This window comes from Marinobacterium sp. BA1, assembly GCF_041155135.1.
GTDB classification, from domain to species: domain Bacteria; phylum Pseudomonadota; class Gammaproteobacteria; order Pseudomonadales; family Balneatricaceae; genus Marinobacterium; species Marinobacterium iners.
On sequence record NZ_BAAFHC010000001.1, the window covers coordinates 3,104,694 to 3,120,614 of the forward strand.

Annotated in this window: 18 protein-coding genes; 12 read left to right on the forward strand and 6 right to left on the reverse strand. The window is 58.1% G+C overall.

The window, feature by feature from the left end; genetic code table 11:
- Positions 1-1,137: a murein hydrolase activator EnvC gene (locus tag ACAM29_RS15120; RefSeq protein WP_369624607.1), complete on the forward strand. Its 1,137-nt coding sequence runs from the start codon at positions 1-3 to the stop codon at positions 1,135-1,137.
- A gap of 23 nt (positions 1,138-1,160) precedes the next feature.
- Positions 1,161-2,498, forward strand: coding sequence for a S41 family peptidase (locus ACAM29_RS15125; protein WP_091826198.1), 1,338 nt, complete (start codon positions 1,161-1,163; stop codon positions 2,496-2,498).
- A gap of 9 nt (positions 2,499-2,507) precedes the next feature.
- Here the strand turns inward: ACAM29_RS15125 and slmA are convergent, their stop codons facing one another.
- Genes slmA through coaBC form a run of 5 tightly spaced genes read right to left on the reverse strand, consistent with a single transcriptional unit; the run spans position 2,508 to position 7,163 of the window.
- The gene (gene slmA / locus ACAM29_RS15130) at positions 2,508-3,119 is read right to left on the reverse strand and encodes a nucleoid occlusion factor SlmA (protein WP_369624608.1); all 612 of its coding nucleotides are present in this window, start codon (positions 3,117-3,119) and stop codon (positions 2,508-2,510) included.
- Between the two features lie 10 nt (positions 3,120-3,129).
- Complete coding sequence (argB, locus tag ACAM29_RS15135) at positions 3,130-4,032, reverse strand: acetylglutamate kinase (RefSeq protein WP_091826195.1); 903 nt, start codon at positions 4,030-4,032, stop codon at positions 3,130-3,132.
- A gap of 28 nt (positions 4,033-4,060) precedes the next feature.
- Positions 4,061-5,449 (reverse strand): phosphomannomutase/phosphoglucomutase, encoded by a 1,389-nt coding sequence (locus tag ACAM29_RS15140; RefSeq protein WP_369624609.1) that lies wholly within the window; start codon positions 5,447-5,449, stop codon positions 4,061-4,063.
- Positions 5,450-5,490: 41 nt separating this feature from the next.
- The gene (dut, locus tag ACAM29_RS15145; RefSeq protein WP_091826192.1) at positions 5,491-5,946 is read right to left on the reverse strand and encodes a dUTP diphosphatase; all 456 of its coding nucleotides are present in this window, start codon (positions 5,944-5,946) and stop codon (positions 5,491-5,493) included.
- Positions 5,943-7,163 carry a bifunctional phosphopantothenoylcysteine decarboxylase/phosphopantothenate--cysteine ligase CoaBC gene (coaBC, locus tag ACAM29_RS15150; RefSeq protein WP_369624610.1) on the reverse strand — a complete coding sequence of 407 codons (1,221 nt, stop codon included), beginning with the start codon at positions 7,161-7,163 and terminating at the stop codon, positions 5,943-5,945. Before coaBC ends, dut begins: the two co-directional genes overlap by 4 nt.
- Positions 7,164-7,273: 110 nt before the next feature.
- On the opposite strand from coaBC, the gene radC reads away from it, so the two are divergent.
- From radC to ACAM29_RS15195, 9 genes are all read left to right on the forward strand, one after another.
- Entirely contained in the window at positions 7,274-7,948 is a 675-nt protein-coding gene (radC, locus tag ACAM29_RS15155) for a DNA repair protein RadC (RefSeq protein WP_369624611.1), read from the forward strand.
- Positions 7,949-8,146: 198 nt separating this feature from the next.
- Entirely contained in the window at positions 8,147-8,383 is a 237-nt protein-coding gene (rpmB, locus tag ACAM29_RS15160; RefSeq protein WP_091826187.1) for a 50S ribosomal protein L28, read from the forward strand.
- Positions 8,384-8,396: 13 nt separating this feature from the next.
- The gene (gene rpmG, locus ACAM29_RS15165; protein WP_027854336.1) at positions 8,397-8,564 is read left to right on the forward strand and encodes a 50S ribosomal protein L33; all 168 of its coding nucleotides are present in this window, start codon (positions 8,397-8,399) and stop codon (positions 8,562-8,564) included.
- A gap of 125 nt (positions 8,565-8,689) precedes the next feature.
- Positions 8,690-9,592: a DMT family transporter gene (locus ACAM29_RS15170; RefSeq protein WP_369624612.1), complete on the forward strand. Its 903-nt coding sequence runs from the start codon at positions 8,690-8,692 to the stop codon at positions 9,590-9,592.
- The gene (mutM, locus tag ACAM29_RS15175; protein WP_091826184.1) at positions 9,585-10,397 is read left to right on the forward strand and encodes a bifunctional DNA-formamidopyrimidine glycosylase/DNA-(apurinic or apyrimidinic site) lyase; all 813 of its coding nucleotides are present in this window, start codon (positions 9,585-9,587) and stop codon (positions 10,395-10,397) included. The genes ACAM29_RS15170 and mutM overlap by 8 nt, the downstream gene beginning before the upstream one ends.
- 8 nt (positions 10,398-10,405) lie before the next feature.
- The gene (locus ACAM29_RS15180) at positions 10,406-11,293 is read left to right on the forward strand and encodes an alpha/beta hydrolase (protein WP_369624613.1); all 888 of its coding nucleotides are present in this window, start codon (positions 10,406-10,408) and stop codon (positions 11,291-11,293) included.
- 93 nt (positions 11,294-11,386) lie between these two features.
- Positions 11,387-11,917 (forward strand): phosphatase PAP2 family protein, encoded by a 531-nt coding sequence (locus ACAM29_RS15185; protein WP_091826179.1) that lies wholly within the window; start codon positions 11,387-11,389, stop codon positions 11,915-11,917.
- Positions 11,917-12,987 (forward strand): MJ1255/VC2487 family glycosyltransferase, encoded by a 1,071-nt coding sequence (locus ACAM29_RS15190; protein WP_369624614.1) that lies wholly within the window; start codon positions 11,917-11,919, stop codon positions 12,985-12,987. Before ACAM29_RS15185 ends, ACAM29_RS15190 begins: the two co-directional genes overlap by 1 nt.
- A 54-nt stretch (positions 12,988-13,041) precedes the next feature.
- Positions 13,042-13,788 carry a 3-hydroxybutyrate dehydrogenase gene (locus tag ACAM29_RS15195; protein ID WP_369624615.1) on the forward strand — a complete coding sequence of 249 codons (747 nt, stop codon included), beginning with the start codon at positions 13,042-13,044 and terminating at the stop codon, positions 13,786-13,788.
- A 247-nt stretch (positions 13,789-14,035) separates the two neighbouring features.
- Here the strand turns inward: ACAM29_RS15195 and elbB are convergent, their stop codons facing one another.
- Complete coding sequence (elbB, locus tag ACAM29_RS15200; RefSeq protein ID WP_369624616.1) at positions 14,036-14,689, reverse strand: isoprenoid biosynthesis glyoxalase ElbB; 654 nt, start codon at positions 14,687-14,689, stop codon at positions 14,036-14,038.
- A 198-nt stretch (positions 14,690-14,887) separates the two neighbouring features.
- Between elbB and hemB the strand changes: the two genes are divergently transcribed.
- Positions 14,888-15,898, forward strand: a complete 1,011-nt coding sequence (hemB, locus tag ACAM29_RS15205) for a porphobilinogen synthase (protein ID WP_369624617.1) — start codon at positions 14,888-14,890, stop codon at positions 15,896-15,898.
- Positions 15,899-15,921: the final 23 nt, after the last annotated feature.

Below are 15,921 nucleotides of genomic sequence, written 5' to 3' on the forward strand. Positions count from 1 at the left end.
TTGAGACAACTCCGCCGTTTGCTGTACGGCCTGTGTCTCTGCCTGCCACTATCGCTGGCGGCACAGGATCCGGTTGCCACGGAAAAGCAGCTGCAGGCACTCAAGCAGCAGATCGAGCGTTTGCAGCAGCAGGTAGGCAAGCGCCAGGATGATCTCAAGAACGCCCAGTCAGAGCTGCGCCGTTTTGACCGTCAGATAGGCGAAGTGACGGCCGAGCTGGATCAGCTGCAACAGCGACTGAAGCAGTTGGAGCAGCATCGCGGTAATCTGGGCGCGGATGAAAGCCGTCTGCTGTCCGGGCTGCAGGAGCGTGAGGCCCAGATCCGAACGTTACTGCAGGAGCAGTACCGGCTGGGGCGGCAGCCCGGTGTTCAGCTGATCCTGTCACAGCAGGATCCGCAAGAGCTGGCTCGCATGCTGCGCTATTATGATAGTGTCAGTTCAGGGCTTGCCAGTCAGTTGGAGCAGTTCAGGCAACAGCTTGAACAGCTGGAGCAAACACGCAGCGAGATTGCGCGTGCCGATACCGATTTGATAACGACCCGTGATGCGTTGGTACAGCGACGGGAAGCGTTGAAGCAGGCCCGTACCGGGCAGGCCAGCGCTCTGGCTCGACTGCAGCGAAGTCTGCAGGAAGAGCAGTCAAAACTGGGTAAGCTGCAGCAGGATCAGAAACAGCTGGAGTCGGTTCTGGCCGAGATTCGTCGGTCACTCGAGAAGATCAGGCTGCAGACAGACGGCCTTCAGTTCAGCCAACGCAAGGGCAAGCTGGACTGGCCGCTCAGTGGCTCTGTGAGGAGGGCCTTTGGCAGTCAGGTTGACAATGTCAGCTACGAAGGCATGCTGATTGCTGCTCAGGCTGGTACTCGGGTCAAGGCGGTACACCATGGACGGGTTGTATTTGCAGACTGGTTGCGGGGCTATGGACTGGTCTTGATCCTGGATCACGGAGGTGGTTACCTGTCCCTATACGGTCACAACGACAGCCTGCTGCGAGAGCCGGGCGAATGGGTTGGTACCGGAGAGGCAGTTGCTCTGGCGGGCAGCAGCGGCGGTAACGGGGAAACGGGACTCTATTTTGCCATCCGACATCAGGGTCGCTCAATCGATCCAATCAGTTGGCTTGGCAAACGCTAATTCACCATGCAGGGAACACACTTATGAAGCTCTACGGGCGTACACCGCTGGCAACTGCCACAGCCATCACGGCGCTGAGTTTACTGCCTTTCTTTGGTCCACTGGCTCAGCAAGCGTCAGCCGAGCCCAGTGCTGCTGCAGAGACGACAGAGAAAACTCTGCCGCTGGAAGAATTGCGGATGTTTGCGGATGTATTTGACCGCATCAAGCAGGCCTATGTGGAGCCGGTTGATGACCGGCAGCTGCTTGAAGATGCTATCCGCGGCATGCTGGCAGGCCTTGACCCGCATTCTGCCTATCTGGAACCTGAGGCGTTCGAAAGCCTGCAGGTTCATACCCGGGGTGAATTTGGCGGCCTTGGCATCGAAGTGGGACAGGAAGACGGCTTCATTCGCGTGATAGCCCCGATCGATGATACACCTGCACAACGTGCCGGTGTACGCGCCGGTGACCTTATCATCAAGCTCGACGATGTACCGGTGCAGGGGATGGACTTGAATCAGGCCGTTGAGCTGATGCGTGGAGAAGTAGGTACCGGCATCCGCCTGACCATCATGCGTGATGGAGAGGACAAGCCGTTTGAACTGGAAATCGTACGCGACGTGATCAAGGTGACCAGCGTGCGTCATGAACTGCTTGAGCCGGGTTACGGTTATCTGCGGGTATCCCAGTTCCAGTCCCATACCGGTGAAGACCTGGTCAAGGCGATTAATGAGATGCAGCAGGCAGCGCCACTGCAGGGGCTGGTACTGGATCTGCGCAATAATCCCGGTGGGGTATTGCAGGCAGCGGTTGAGGTAAGCAATGCATTCCTTGACTCAGGCCTGATCGTCTATACCGAAGGCCGGCTGCCAAACTCCGAGCTGCGCTTCAATGCCAATGCCCAGACAGCGGCCGCCAATACGCCGCTGGTGGTGCTGATAAACGGTGGTTCAGCCTCGGCGTCTGAAATTGTGGCAGGCGCTCTGCAGGATCACAAACGCGCCATCATCATGGGGACAGACAGCTTTGGCAAAGGATCGGTACAGACCGTGTTGCCATTGGGGGGGGAGCGTGCGATCAAGCTGACAACCGCACGTTACTATACCCCTGGTGGGCGTTCCATTCAGGCGCAGGGTATTACGCCTGATCTACGGGTAGATGAGGGCAAGCTCACCGGGATCCGTAAGGAGATGGGTGTAAAGGAGCGCAATCTTGCAGGGCATCTGGAAAATGGAAATGCGGAGAACGTTCAGTCAGAGCAGAGCTCGAGCAGTCGTGATCTTGCTGAGCGAGACTATCAGTTGTACGAATCTCTGAATCTGCTCAAGGCGATGCACATCCTGAAGCGGGAGCCTGCTGAGGCAGGCTCCGAGGGTTGACGCCCTTCGTTATGCCGAGGCGGCGGGTGCGCGGTACAGCCCGGTTCCCAGCCGCGCCCACTGCTCAGGCCAGAGCTCGGTCGGACGGCGTTTGAATTCGCTGCGCACAAACTGACGGATACGACCCTCGGCTGCGGCCAGCATCAGGTTGGCAGCCGAGCCGGCAGGGATCTCCGTACGCAGCCCCTCACGCACCTCTGCCTCTCGCATGATCTGCTTCAACTGGGTTTCCAGTCGTTCGAACAACTGGTTGATGCGTACTCGCAGGCGCTCGGTTTCACCCGAAAGGGCGTCACCCGTCAGAATCCGGGCCATGCCCGGGTTCTTTTCCACGAATGCCAGCAGCAGGGTCAGAATCTGCTCACACTGGCGCACGCCGCCCACATCTGACTGAGTGATCAGCGTAATGCGCGAGAACAGAGTCTCTTCGATAAAGCCGATCAATCCTTCGAACATGCGTGCCTTGCTCGGGAAGTGGCGGTAGAGGGCCGCCTCAGACACGCCCACCTCACGCGCCAGGGCCGCGGTGGTGATCCGTTGCCCCGGGTTGTTTTCCAGCATCTGTGCCAGCGCCTGCAGAATCTGCTCGCGGCGTGAAATTTTCTGTTCCTTGTCGCTCATCATCCGCCTGTCACAGTGCCTTGTTGGTGATCAGAGTACCGACACCTTCATCGGTGAAAATCTCCAGCATGCAGGCGTGCTCGACCCGGCCATCGATGATGTGTGCACTGCGAACACCGCTTTTCACGGCGCTCAGGGCGCAATCGATCTTGGGCAGCATGCCGCCATAGATGGTGCCATCAGCGATCAGCTCGTCTACCTGCGCAGTGGTCAGTCCGGTCAGAACCTTGCCGTTCTTGTCCAGCAGGCCTGCGATATTGGTCAGCAGCATCAGCTTCTCGGCCCTCAGTACTTCTGCCACCTTGCCGGCTACCAGGTCCGCATTGATGTTGTAGGCATGGCCGTCTTCACCCACACCGATCGGGGCGATGACGGGAATAAAGTCGGAGTTCTCCAGCATCCCAAGCACCTTGACGTTGACGCTCTCGACCTCGCCCACATGGCCGATATCGATGATTTCGGGCGCCTCCATTTCTGGGGTCTTGTGCTTGACCTTCAGCTTGCGTGCCCGCAGCAGTTCACCATCCTTGCCGGTCAGGCCGATCGCCTTGCCGCCGGCGGAGTTGATCAGGCCCACAATTTCCTTGTTGACCATGCCGCCCAGCACCATCTCAACCACGTCCATGGTCTTGGAGTCGGTCACACGCATGCCGTTGATGAAGTGGGACTCGATTTTCAGCTGTTCCAGCAGGCTGCCGATCTGCGGTCCGCCGCCGTGGACCACGATCGGGTTGATGCCGATCAGCTTCATCATCACGATATCGCGGGCAAAGCTGGCCTTGAGCTTTTCGTCGATCATGGCGTTGCCGCCGTACTTGATGACGATGGTCTTGCCGACAAACTGCTGGATGTAGGGCAGGGCGACCGACAGAATGTGAGCGGTCGACATGGCTTGTTCACGGGACAGAGGCATATTCTCTCCTTGCATATATAAGTGCCGGTCAGGCATCGGGAATCAGCAGACCGGGATCGATCGCGCTCAGGCGCGACTGGAATTCATGCTTGATACGGGACAGCGCCGCGTCATTCTCCGCCTCAAAGCGCAGAACCAATACCGGTGTGGTGTTGGACGCACGCATCAGGCCCCAGCCATCAGCATAGTCGACACGCACACCATCAATGTGACTGACATTGCCGCCGGGGAACGCCGCCTGCTGCAGCGCTTCAACCAGCGCGAACTTGTTGTCTTCACGCACCTCGATATTGATCTCCGGGGTGCTGATATCTTCCGGATAGGCGCTGAAGATGGCATCGGCATCCTCATAACGGCCGGACAGAATCTCCAACAGGCGAGCAGCGCTGTAGAGGCCGTCATCAAAGCCGTACCAGCGCTCCTTGAAGAAGATGTGGCCGCTCATCTCACCGGCCAGCAGGGCACCGCACGCCTTCATCTGCCGCTTGATCAGCGAGTGGCCGGTTTTCCACATGGTGGCCTTGCCGCCGGCCTGCTCGATTACCTGCGGCAGCAGGCGGGAGCACTTCACATCGAACAGAATTTCGGCCCCTGGGTTGCGGCTTAAAACGTCCTCGGCGAACAGCATCATGACCCGGTCTGGGTAGACCACATGGCCGGATGGCGTAATCACGCCGACGCGGTCACCGTCTCCGTCAAACGCCAGCCCCAGATCGGCCTGATGTTCCTTAACCGCCGCAATGGCATCCTGCAGGTTTTTCAGCTTGCCCGGGTCAGGATGATGGTTGGGAAAGGTGCCATCCACCTCACAGAACAGCGGAATAACCTCGCAGCCCAGCTGCTCCAGCAGTTCGGGCGCGATGCCACCGGCGATGCCGTTGCCGCAGTCCACCACCACCTTCATCGGGCGCTTGAGGTTGATATCCTTCAGGATGCGCTCGCTGTAGGCGCGCTCGATCGCCAGCGGTTCGGCGGCCCCGGTGCCGTCCACGTATGCCTGCTGCTCGATGCAGCGAGCCAGATCCTGAATCTGATCGCCGGACAGGGTTTCGCCACCGAGCATCATCTTGAAGCCGTTATAGTCAGCCGGGTTGTGGCTGCCGGTGATCATGATGCCGGTCTGGTCGTCACGCTGGTGCGCGGCAAAATACAGTACCGGTGTGGGTATATAGCCGATATCCAGCACCTGACAGCCGCTGTCGGTCAGTCCCTGAATCAGAACCTGCTTCAGTGACGGGCCGGAAAGGCGACCGTCGGCGGCAACGACGACTTCACGAATGTTGCGTGCAGCGGCTGCAGCGGCAAAGGCGCGACCAATGTGATACACGGTTGCATCGGTCAGCGACTGACCAACGATACCGCGGATATCGTAGGCCCGAAAAATGTCACGGTCGAACTGCTGTAACGGATAGGGCATTGATACTGTTCCCTGTCGTGAGTAAGTGTTTACTGATTGATTCAGTGGCGACCGGAAGAGCCGAAGCCACCCGCGCCGCGCTCAGAGTTGCTGAATTCGTCGACAATCTCGAATTCGGCCTGCATCACCGGTACCAGAACCATCTGAGCGATACGCTCACCCGGCTCGATGGTGAAGGTGGTCTGGCCCCGGTTCCAGCAGGACACAAATAGCTGGCCCTGATAGTCAGAGTCGATCAGACCGACCAGGTTACCCAATACGATGCCGTGCTTGTGGCCGAGGCCCGAGCGCGGAAGGATCATGGCACACAGGCCCGGGTCCGCGATGTGGATCGCCAGTCCCGTAGGAATCAGCTCGGTCTGCCCCGGCTCCAGCGTCAGTGCCTGATCAAGGCAGGCGCGCAGATCGAGACCGGCGGAGCCTTCAGTGGCGTAGGCGGGCAGGGGGATGTCACGACCGATGCGGTCGTTCAGAATCTTGACTTGCAGTGCTTTCATTCTGTTCTCTGGCTCTTGCGGTGGAAATGCTCGGCGATCTGATCAATCAGCTGGCGTGCCAGCAACCGCTTCGGACCCAGTGGTAGGGTCAGGGTCGTGGCTGTACTGACCAGCGTAACGGCGTTGTCATCGCTGTTGAAACCGATATCGGGATTGGACACGTCATTGGCGATGATCAGATCCAGCCCCTTGCGTTCCAGCTTGCTGCGGGCATATTCGAGTACGTCACGGGTTTCGGCGGCAAACCCCACGGTAAAGGGGCGCGGCCGTTCCAGCCCGGCAACCGTGGCAACGATATCCGGGTTCTTGATCAGGCGCAGCTCCATGATCTCTTCACTGCCTTTCTTGATCTTGTGTTCGGCGACCGCCACCGGGCGATAGTCGGCCACGGCAGCGGCGGCGATAAAAATATCGCACTGCTCAACGCCGTCCAGCGAAGCGGCCAGCATCTGTTCGGCGCTTTCCACCTGAACACACTCCACTCGCGGGGGGGATGGCAGATTGACAGGACCGCTGATCAGGCGCACATCAGCACCGGCATCGGCAGCGGCTTCCGCCAGCGCATAGCCCATTTTGCCGGAGCTGTGATTGGAGATGAAGCGCACCGGGTCCAGGGGCTCTCGAGTGGGGCCGGCTGTGATGAATACCCGTTTGCCACTGAGTGCACCGTGCTGAAACTGCTCGGCGGTCAGTTCGGCTAGCTCTTCCGGCTCCAACATGCGTCCGGGGCCGGTATCGCCACAGGCCTGAGCACCAACCCCAGGACCAAACACCTTGACGCCCTGATGGCTCAGCTGCTGGATATTGTGCTGGGTGCGCGGGTCGCGCCACATCGCCTGATTCATCGCCGGTGCCAGGCAGATGGGTGCATCGGTGGCCAGACACAAGGTAGTCAGCAGATCGTCACCCATGCCGGCGCTGAAGCGGGCGATGAAGTCCGCACTGGCCGGTGCGATCAGAATCAGGTCGGCCCATTTGGCCAGTTCGATATGGCCCATGCCCGCTTCGGCTTCGGGGTCGAGCAGATGTTGATGTACCGGGTGTCCAGACAGTGCCTGCAGTGTCAGCGGGGTGATGAATTCGGTTGCCGCGTCGGTCATGACAATGCGTACATCGGCCCCGGCGCCCTTGAGCAGTCGGGTCAGTTCGGCACTTTTGTAGGCGGCAATGCCGCCGGTGATTCCGAGCAGAATCTGCCGGTTAGTGAGTCTGTGCATACCCTGAATGTCCGATAGTTTCTCATTCTGGTTTGGAGCGTTAAGATACCACTTCAGCCGGGCAATGCGTAGACGATTCAGCCCGGATTCACACTCACAGGGAGGTGAGCATGGCGATCAGTGACTGGCCGGCGGAAGAGCGGCCAAGAGAAAAACTGCTGGCGCGGGGGGCTGCTGCGTTGTCGGATGCCGAGCTGCTGGCGATCTTTCTGCGCACCGGTGTGCAGGGCTGCAGCGCGGTAGACCTGGCGCGACAACTGCTGGATCATTTCGGCGGCCTGCGACCGTTGTTGGAGTGCAGCCAGGCGGATTTTTGCACAGCTCATGGTCTGGGGCCGGCCAAGTATGTTCAGCTGCAGGCGGTGCTGGAGATGTCGCGGCGTCACCTGGAAGCTCAACTGGTGCGGGAGTCGGCGCTGGAGAGCCCGACCATGGTGCGTCAGTACCTGGCCAGTCGTCTGCGGCATGAGCCGCGTGAAGTGTTCGCCTGTCTGCTGCTGGATAACCGCCACCGAGTGATCCGCTACGAGGCGCTGTTCTATGGCACCATCAATGCCGCCAGCGTACATCCGCGCGAGGTGGTTAAGCTGGCGCTGGCACATAATGCCGCGGCGGTTATCCTGGCGCACAACCATCCTTCCGGCGTGGCCGAACCATCGCAGGCCGATCGACAGATCACCGATCGGTTGATTCAGGCGCTGGGACTGGTCGATATTCGGGTGCTGGACCATATGGTGATTGGTGATGGCGAGACGGTTTCGTTCGCCGAACGCGGGCTGCTGTGACCGCTGGTGAAAAATTCAACAATTCGCTGGCGTGGCTGCATTGGCTTCTGTATGATATGCGGCCTTCTGTTCCTTAATGGTACGGTATTCTGTCCGGCTTATTCGTATGGGACGCTCCGCCTGAGGTCGCACCGGTTGTGTGGCCAATAAACATCGAACAGAAGTAAACATAACCCTTGTTAGAAAGGTTTAGTCACTATGTCTCGAGTTTGCATGGTAACGGGCAAAGGCCCGGTAACCGGGAACAACGTTTCCCACTCAAACCGTAAAACGCGTCGTCGCTTCCTGCCGAACCTGCATTGGCACCGTTTTTGGGTAGAGAGCGAAAACCGTTTCGTACGTCTGCGTGTTTCCTCCAAGGGCATGCGTATCATCGACAAGAAGGGTATCGATTCGGTTCTGACCGAACTGCGTGCCCGTGGCGAGAAAGTCTGAGGAGATTTGAATCATGGCTAAAGGCGCACGCGAGAAGATCCGTCTGGTATCCTCTGCAGGAACCGGTCACTTCTACACCACCGACAAGAACAAGCGTAACACTCCGGACAAGTTCGAATTCAAGAAATACGACCCGGTTGTTCGTAAGCACGTGATCTACAAGGAAGCCAAGATCAAGTAATTGGTTCTGGACTGGAGATCCCGGAACCCCGCAGTGCTGAATGTGCTGCGGGGTTTTTTATTTTCTGGCATGCTGTATATCCGACCGTTGTTGTATGGTTTGTTTCCTGTGCAGAAGGCCCCTGAATGTCTGTTCCTCCCGCGTTGATTCGTTTTGTACCTCTGGCGTTTGTACTGCTGTGGAGTACCGGTTTTATCGGTGCCCGTTACGGCCTGCCGTACATCGAGCCATTCAACCTGTTGCTGATCCGCATGCTGCTGACGCTGGGCGTGTTCCTTGCGTTTATCTTCATATTCCGTGCCCGCTGGCCTTCGCCGTCGCAGGCGATGCATCAGCTCGTTGCAGGGGCGCTGGTGCATGGATGCTATCTGGGCGGTGTATTTGCCGCCATCAAATGGCAGCTGCCGGCGGGTGTGACCTCCATTCTGGTCGGGCTGCAACCGGTTCTGACAGCGGTTTTGGCCTGGATGATGACCGGGCAGACCCTGCGCCGGCCCCAGTGGGGAGGGCTGCTGCTGGGGCTTTTGGGTGTGGTGCTGGTGCTGGGCAGCGGGCTGCAACCGGGCAACTTTGAGGTGCGCATTGAGGCTATTTTGGCAGCGATGGTGGCGTTGGTGGGTATTTCGGTAGGCACGCTGTACCAGAAGCGCTTCGGGGCGGGGACGGACCTGCTGACGGGATCTTTTTTCCAGTACCTGTCCACGGCGCTGATGATGGCGCTGTTGAGTTTTGGTCTGGAAACGCGAGAAGTTGAATGGCACCCGGAGCTTATTGGTGCCCTGCTGTGGCTGGTGTTTGGTCTGTCGGTCAGTGCCATTCTGCTGCTGATGTTGATGATCCGAGAGGGCGAAGTGGCACGTGTGGCCAGCTACTTCTATCTGGTGCCGCCCGTAACGGCACTGGAAGCCTGGTGGCTGTTCGGTGAAGAGCTGTCGGGGCTGGCGCTGGGTGGCATGGCGCTGGCGGTATTCGGTGTTTATCTGGTACTGCGCCCTGCCAAGCCTTCACGGGAGAAGGGTCATGCCTGAGTTGCCAGAAGTTGAAACCACATGCCGTGGGATTGCGCCCCATATTGTTCATCAGCGTGTCACGCGGCTGGAGGTGCGTCAATCCAGACTGCGCTGGCCCATTCCCGAGCAGTTGGCACAATGGGTTGAAGGTGATGAGGTGCGGTGCGTCGAGCGGCGTGCGAAGTATCTGCTGCTGAGTTTCAGTCGAGGACAGATGATCGTGCACCTGGGTATGTCAGGCAGTCTGCGCATCCTGCCGCAGGGTACGGTTCCGGGCAAGCATGACCATGTGGATCTGGTGCTGGCGTCCGGGCAGCTGCTGCGGCTGACTGATCCACGTCGCTTCGGTGCCGTGCTGTGGCAGGAAAACGGTACCGAACACAGCCTGCTGGCCCATCTGGGGCCGGAGCCGCTGAGCGAGGACTTTACCGCCGAGTATCTGCAGACCGCCTGCAAAGGGCGCAGAACAGCAATCAAGGCACTGATCATGAATGCGCAGGTTGTGGTCGGGGTCGGTAACATTTATGCCAATGAAGCCCTGTATCGTGCCGGAATCGATCCACGCCGAGCGGCGGGGCGTATCTCTGCAGAGAGGCTGTCGGTACTGGTTGAAACCATCAAGACTGTACTTGCAGCCGCCATTGAACAGGGAGGCACCACTTTGCGCGACTTTGTGGGGGGCGATGGCAAGCCTGGCTACTTCAGTCAGGTGCTGGATGTGTATGGCCGAGGTGGTCAGCCCTGCAATGGTTGTGGCGAGCACCTTACCGAAATAAAGCTGGGTCAGCGCAGTACTGTATTCTGTCGCCGCTGCCAGCGTTGAGGAGTTACATGAACAGTTGCTATAACCCGCCCGTTGATCTTCAGCGTACCGAGCTGCGCCGAAAGCTGGGTATTGAGTCTCGGCTGGAACTGCGTCGATGTGTTCGTATCGGCACGTTACCGCTGCATACCGAGCTATACTCCTGTGCTGATGAGACGGCACCCCTGCTGCTGTTCATTCCCGGCATCGGCACGTATTCCGAGCTCTATGCCGAGCTGCTGTCCGATCTTTCCGCTCAGGGCCTCAATGTGGTCGGTGTGGACCTGCGTGGCCATGGCTACTCCGGTGGCGAGCGTGGCCTGTACACAGTAGACCAAGTCTGTACCGATCTGAGCGAGATCCTCGACTATTACCAGCAGACTTTCAGTGGCCCCGTATACTTATACGGCTATTCCATCGGAGCATTGCTGGGGCTGGCCTGTGCCGAGCGGGAGTCACGTATTGAACGATTAGTTTGCGGTACGCTGCTGGTACCCGAAATGGCACCGGATATGCTGCATCAAGTCGGCTGGTCATGGATCTGGAGCAGTGCGTTGCTGCTGCCGGGCTTACAGCTGCCGATGAAGAATTTCATCGACTACGATCGTCTATTGGCCGGTCACCCTGCCGGCGAAGAGATCAACAGCGATCCCCTGATTGTCTTCGACTATCCGCTACGCACCCTGTCCAGCCTGTTCACACACCGCTTCGGCAGCCTGTCGAGGACGTTCAACTTCCGCGGCCTGATCATCCACGGCAGCGAAGACGAGGTATTGCCACTGAGTTACTCCCAACGGGTACAGGAATGGCTAAAACAGCCATTTGAACTGATCAATGTGGAAGAGGAGGGGCATATGTTGCCCTGGGACAACCCGAATCGCCTGACGCAACTGATTACTGACTGGCTGCAGCACTGAGTGGCTGTCATTAAAGCTTCACCTTGATGTAACTGCACTTTCACCGCTTTGAACGAAAAATGATCACCTGAGTGCCAACAAGGGGTGGTCGCCATGAACCGTTTGCAGAAGCTTAACGCCTTCGATACCCGCGCCTTCTTCTGGTGCAACGGCTACGGTCAGCATGCACCGGTGATGGCGGGCAGCCGATGGATCTCCCGGCTTGGGGATGGCGGCCTCTATCTCATACTGGGCCTGACGCTGGCTCTGTGGGAGCCTGAAGATGGCCAGGCCTTTCTGCTGGTCGGGCTTTTGGCCTACGGCATTGAGTTGCCGCTCTATCTGCTGCTGAAAAACACCATCCGGCGTGACCGGCCCTGCCATCGTCTGCAGGGGTTTCGAGCGGCCATCGAGCCATCGGACAAATTCAGCTTCCCGTCCGGGCATACCGCAGCCGCCTTCGTATTTGCCATGCTGCTGGCGCAATTTTACCCTTCACTAATGCTGCCTGGTTTTATTCTGGCACTGTTGATCGGTAGCTCCCGAGTGCTGCTTGGTGTTCACTACCCGACTGATATTGCCGCAGGTGCTTTGCTTGGCATCACTTCGACCCTGCTGGCGCTGGGCGTCTGGGAGTGGATCTGATGCGTATTCTGTATGGCGTGCAGGCAACCGGGAATGGACATATCACCCGGGCTTGGGTGCTGCTGCCTGCGCTGCAGGCGGCAGGCGTTGAGGTTGATGTGCTGCTGAGTGGACGGGCGCCTGAACAACTGTTCAATATGGAGTGCTTTGGTCGGTTTGAAACCCGGCGTGGTTTTACCTTTGTCACCTCTGCAGGGCGGGTGGGCTGGCTGAAAACTCTTAGGCAAAGTCGGCCAGTGCAGTTCTGGCGCGATTACCGCCAGCTGGATCTGAGCCGCTACGATCTGGTGCTGAGTGACTTTGAACCTGTCACGGCTTGGGCAGCACGGCATCAGGGCGCACCCTCACTCGGTATTGCTCACCAGTATGCTTTCCATCACCCCATTCCCGGGACCGGATTCAAACCCTGGTTGAAACCGTCACTCAAACTGTTCGCACCTGTGGATGAGGCGGTGGGTGTGCACTGGTACCACTTCGATGCTCCCATTTTGCCACCCTTGGTAGCCCCTCCGCCCTATCCGTTGACTGAGGAACCGGACAAAATTCTGGTGTATCTGCCGTTTGAGTCCATGGATGAGGTTATCTACTGGCTGAGTGCCTTTCCGAAGTATCGCTTTCGCGTTTATTGCAATATTGCAACACCTGAGCAACGCGGGCCTTTGGAACTGCAACCCTTCTCGCGTGATGGTTTTCAGCGTGACTTGTGCAGCTGTGCCGGCGTGATCAGCAATGCCGGTTTTGGTTTGTGCAGCGAGGCGATTCAGGCGGGAAAAAAACTGCTGGTCAAACCGCTGCACAGTCAGGTGGAACAGCGCTCCAACGCCGCTGTATTGAAACAGATGGGGCTGGCCAATACCATGTCGGAGCTGGCGCTGGAGCCGGTAGAGGCATGGTTGGCACAGTCGTCTCCAAGTCCGTCGCCCTGGCCGGATGTGGCAACTGCACTGGCGCAGTGGATTGCCTCGGGTCGTCAACAGTCGCTGGATGCACTGGGGCGCGAGCTTTGGCAGCAGGAATATGTCCGTCAGTTTTCACCCTCTCATGCCAGGTTGCGCCAACCCCTGCTATAGTTATCTGCACTCGTCTGAAATGCCCGTTTAGTGACGTTATGAAGGAGAGAGCAGATGCGCGTATTGATTACCGGTGCCGGCAGTGGCATAGGCAAGGGGCTTGCGCTGGCGCTGGCGACCGAGGGCCATACCATTCTGGTGACGGATCTCAGGCAACAGGCTGCAGACGACGTGGCCAGAGAAATTCAGGCGTCAGGCGGAGAAGCCCGGGCGCTGGCACTGGATGTGTCGGATCACGGCAGTATTGAGGCTCTGAATGGCGAGCCTGTTGATGTGTTGATCAACAATGCAGGGCTGCAGCATGTAGCTCCGCTGGAAGACTTTCCGCCGGAAAAGTTCGATCAGCTGATACAGGTGATGCTCACCGGGGCCGCCATGTTGACTCGCGCGCTGCTGCCCGGCATGCGACAGCAGGGATTCGGGCGCATCATCAATGTCGGTTCCATACACGCACTGGTCGCATCACCGTATAAAAGCGCCTATGTGGCGGCCAAGCATGGCCTGCTGGGCTTTTCAAAGGTTGTAGCGCTGGAAACGGCCGATACTGACATTACCATCAATACGGTCTGTCCTTCATACGTACTGACGCCGCTGGTTGAACAGCAAATTGCTGCACAGGCCAAGGCCAACGGAATTTCGGAGCAGGATGTGATCGACGAGATTATGCTCAAGCCGATGCCCAAGGGCGCGTTCATCAGTATAGAGGAGTTGGCGGGCGTGTGTCAGTTTCTGATCAGCCCGGCGGCGCGCAACATGACCGGTCAGACCATCACGCTTGATGGGGGGTGGACGGCACGCTGAACAGCCGTCCATAGAGGCTTTTGCAAATCCCATAAAAAGCGAAAGGAGCCGATGATCCATCATCAGGCTCCTCTCTCTGGCATCCGTATCCCTGCAGTTGTAAAAGCGGCTTCTTGCCTGTGCACTCCGTGCGTCCTGAACTGCTGCGTGGCCGTCCTTGTATTCGTTCCCTGAACAGGAGATCCACAAGACCCATTATGCCGAGTCCAAAAATTATGGATATAGGAATTTTTCCTAATTTTGCGGGTCAAACCATTTTGATCACTTCATCCACAAGGCGATTGATTCCAGAAGCGGCTTCGCTGATTGAGCCTGCCAGCATATAGGCTGGGGTAGTCACGACCCGGTTGTCGGTATCGACCACGATTTGATCCACCGGGCAGTTTTCATGTATTCCACCCATGCTGTTGATCGCGCCGGCAACGCCCTCGTCACTGCCGATAGTGCAGCGGATACCGGTACCGAGCAGCTTCGGCGTCATGGCTGGCGCAATGCAGACCAGGCCTACGGGCTTGCCGGCGTCATGGATGGCACGGGCAAATGTGACCAACTGTGGGTTGACGGTGCAGTCGGCGCCCTTGACGGCAAAATCACTCAGGTTCTTGGCGGCCCCAAAGCCACCGGGGATGATCAGCGCATCAAACTCGGCTGGGTTCGCCTCGGCCAGATCCTTGATTTCACCGCGCGCCAGACGCGCCGCTTCAACCAGTACGTTGCGGCTTTCACCTTCGGCCACTTCACCGGTCAGGTGGTTGATCACGTGCATCTGCTCCACATTGGGGGCAAAACACTGATACGCCACGCCGTTATGCTCAAGGCGCAGGAAGGTAAGGACCGATTCGTAGATCTCGGAGCCATCAAATACACCACTTCCGGACAGAATCACCGCGATCTTTTTCATGGGCTGAACTCCTTTTGGCTGTAACCATCGATGCAATTGAGTGTTTTCCGTACTCGCCCCACAGGGGTCGTGTCGCACTGGTCACAGATTACGTTAAGATGAGACCAATACCAAACAGGTGATGTGCCGTGAAACGGGCCGTTGTCACCTGTATGTCATCTTTTTGTCGTCCAATGCACCTGAAAAAGGAATCGAGCCGTGGCTTTTACCAACAGTCAGCGTTTCTACCCTGAAACCCGCATGCGCCGAATGCGCGCCGACGAATTTTCGCGTCGTCTGATGCGTGAAAATGTCCTCACCACCGATGATCTGATCTATCCAGTCTTCGTGCTGGAAGGCGAGAACCAGGTGGAAGCGGTGTCGTCGATGCCGGGTGTGGAGCGCTACAGCATCGATCTGCTGGTGGAAAAGGCAAAATACTGGCATCAGCTGGGTATTCCAATGCTTGCGCTGTTTCCGGTTACGCCGGCCGAAGCCAAGAGCGAGTTTGCCGAGGAAGCCTACAACCCAGATGGGCTGGTACAGCGTGCGGTGCGTGCCCTGAAAGCCGCTGTACCGGAATTGGGTGTTATGACCGATGTGGCGTTGGATCCATATACCACCCACGGCCAGGACGGCATCATCGACGAGACTGGCTATGTACTCAACGACCGTACCGTGGACACACTGGTGCAGCAGGCTCGGTCCCACGCCGAAGCAGGTGCCGATGTGGTGGCCCCCAGTGACATGATGGATGGCCGTATCGGCGTAATCCGTGATGAGCTGGAAAGCAACGGCTTCGTTAATACTCGCATTATGGCCTATTCTGCCAAGTATGCGAGTGCCTACTATGGCCCCTTCCGCGATGCGGTGGGCTCGGCAGGCAATCTGGGCAAGGGAAACAAATTCAGTTACCAGATGGATCCAGCCAACAGCGATGAGGCACTGCACGAGGTTGCGATGGATCTGGCCGAAGGGGCCGATATGGTGATGGTTAAGCCGGGGATGCCCTACCTGGATATCGTGCACCGTGTGAAAACCGAACTGAAAGTGCCGACCTTTGTCTATCAGGTCAGTGGCGAGTATGCCATGCACATGGCGGCGTTCCAGAATGGCTGGCTCGACGAGGAGTCGGTGATTCTGGAGAGCCTGACATGCATCAAACGCGCCGGTGCCGACGGCATTCTGACCTATTTTGCGGTCAGGGCTGCCGAGTTGCTGCAGCGCTAAACCAACGAGTGAAACGAATGGAC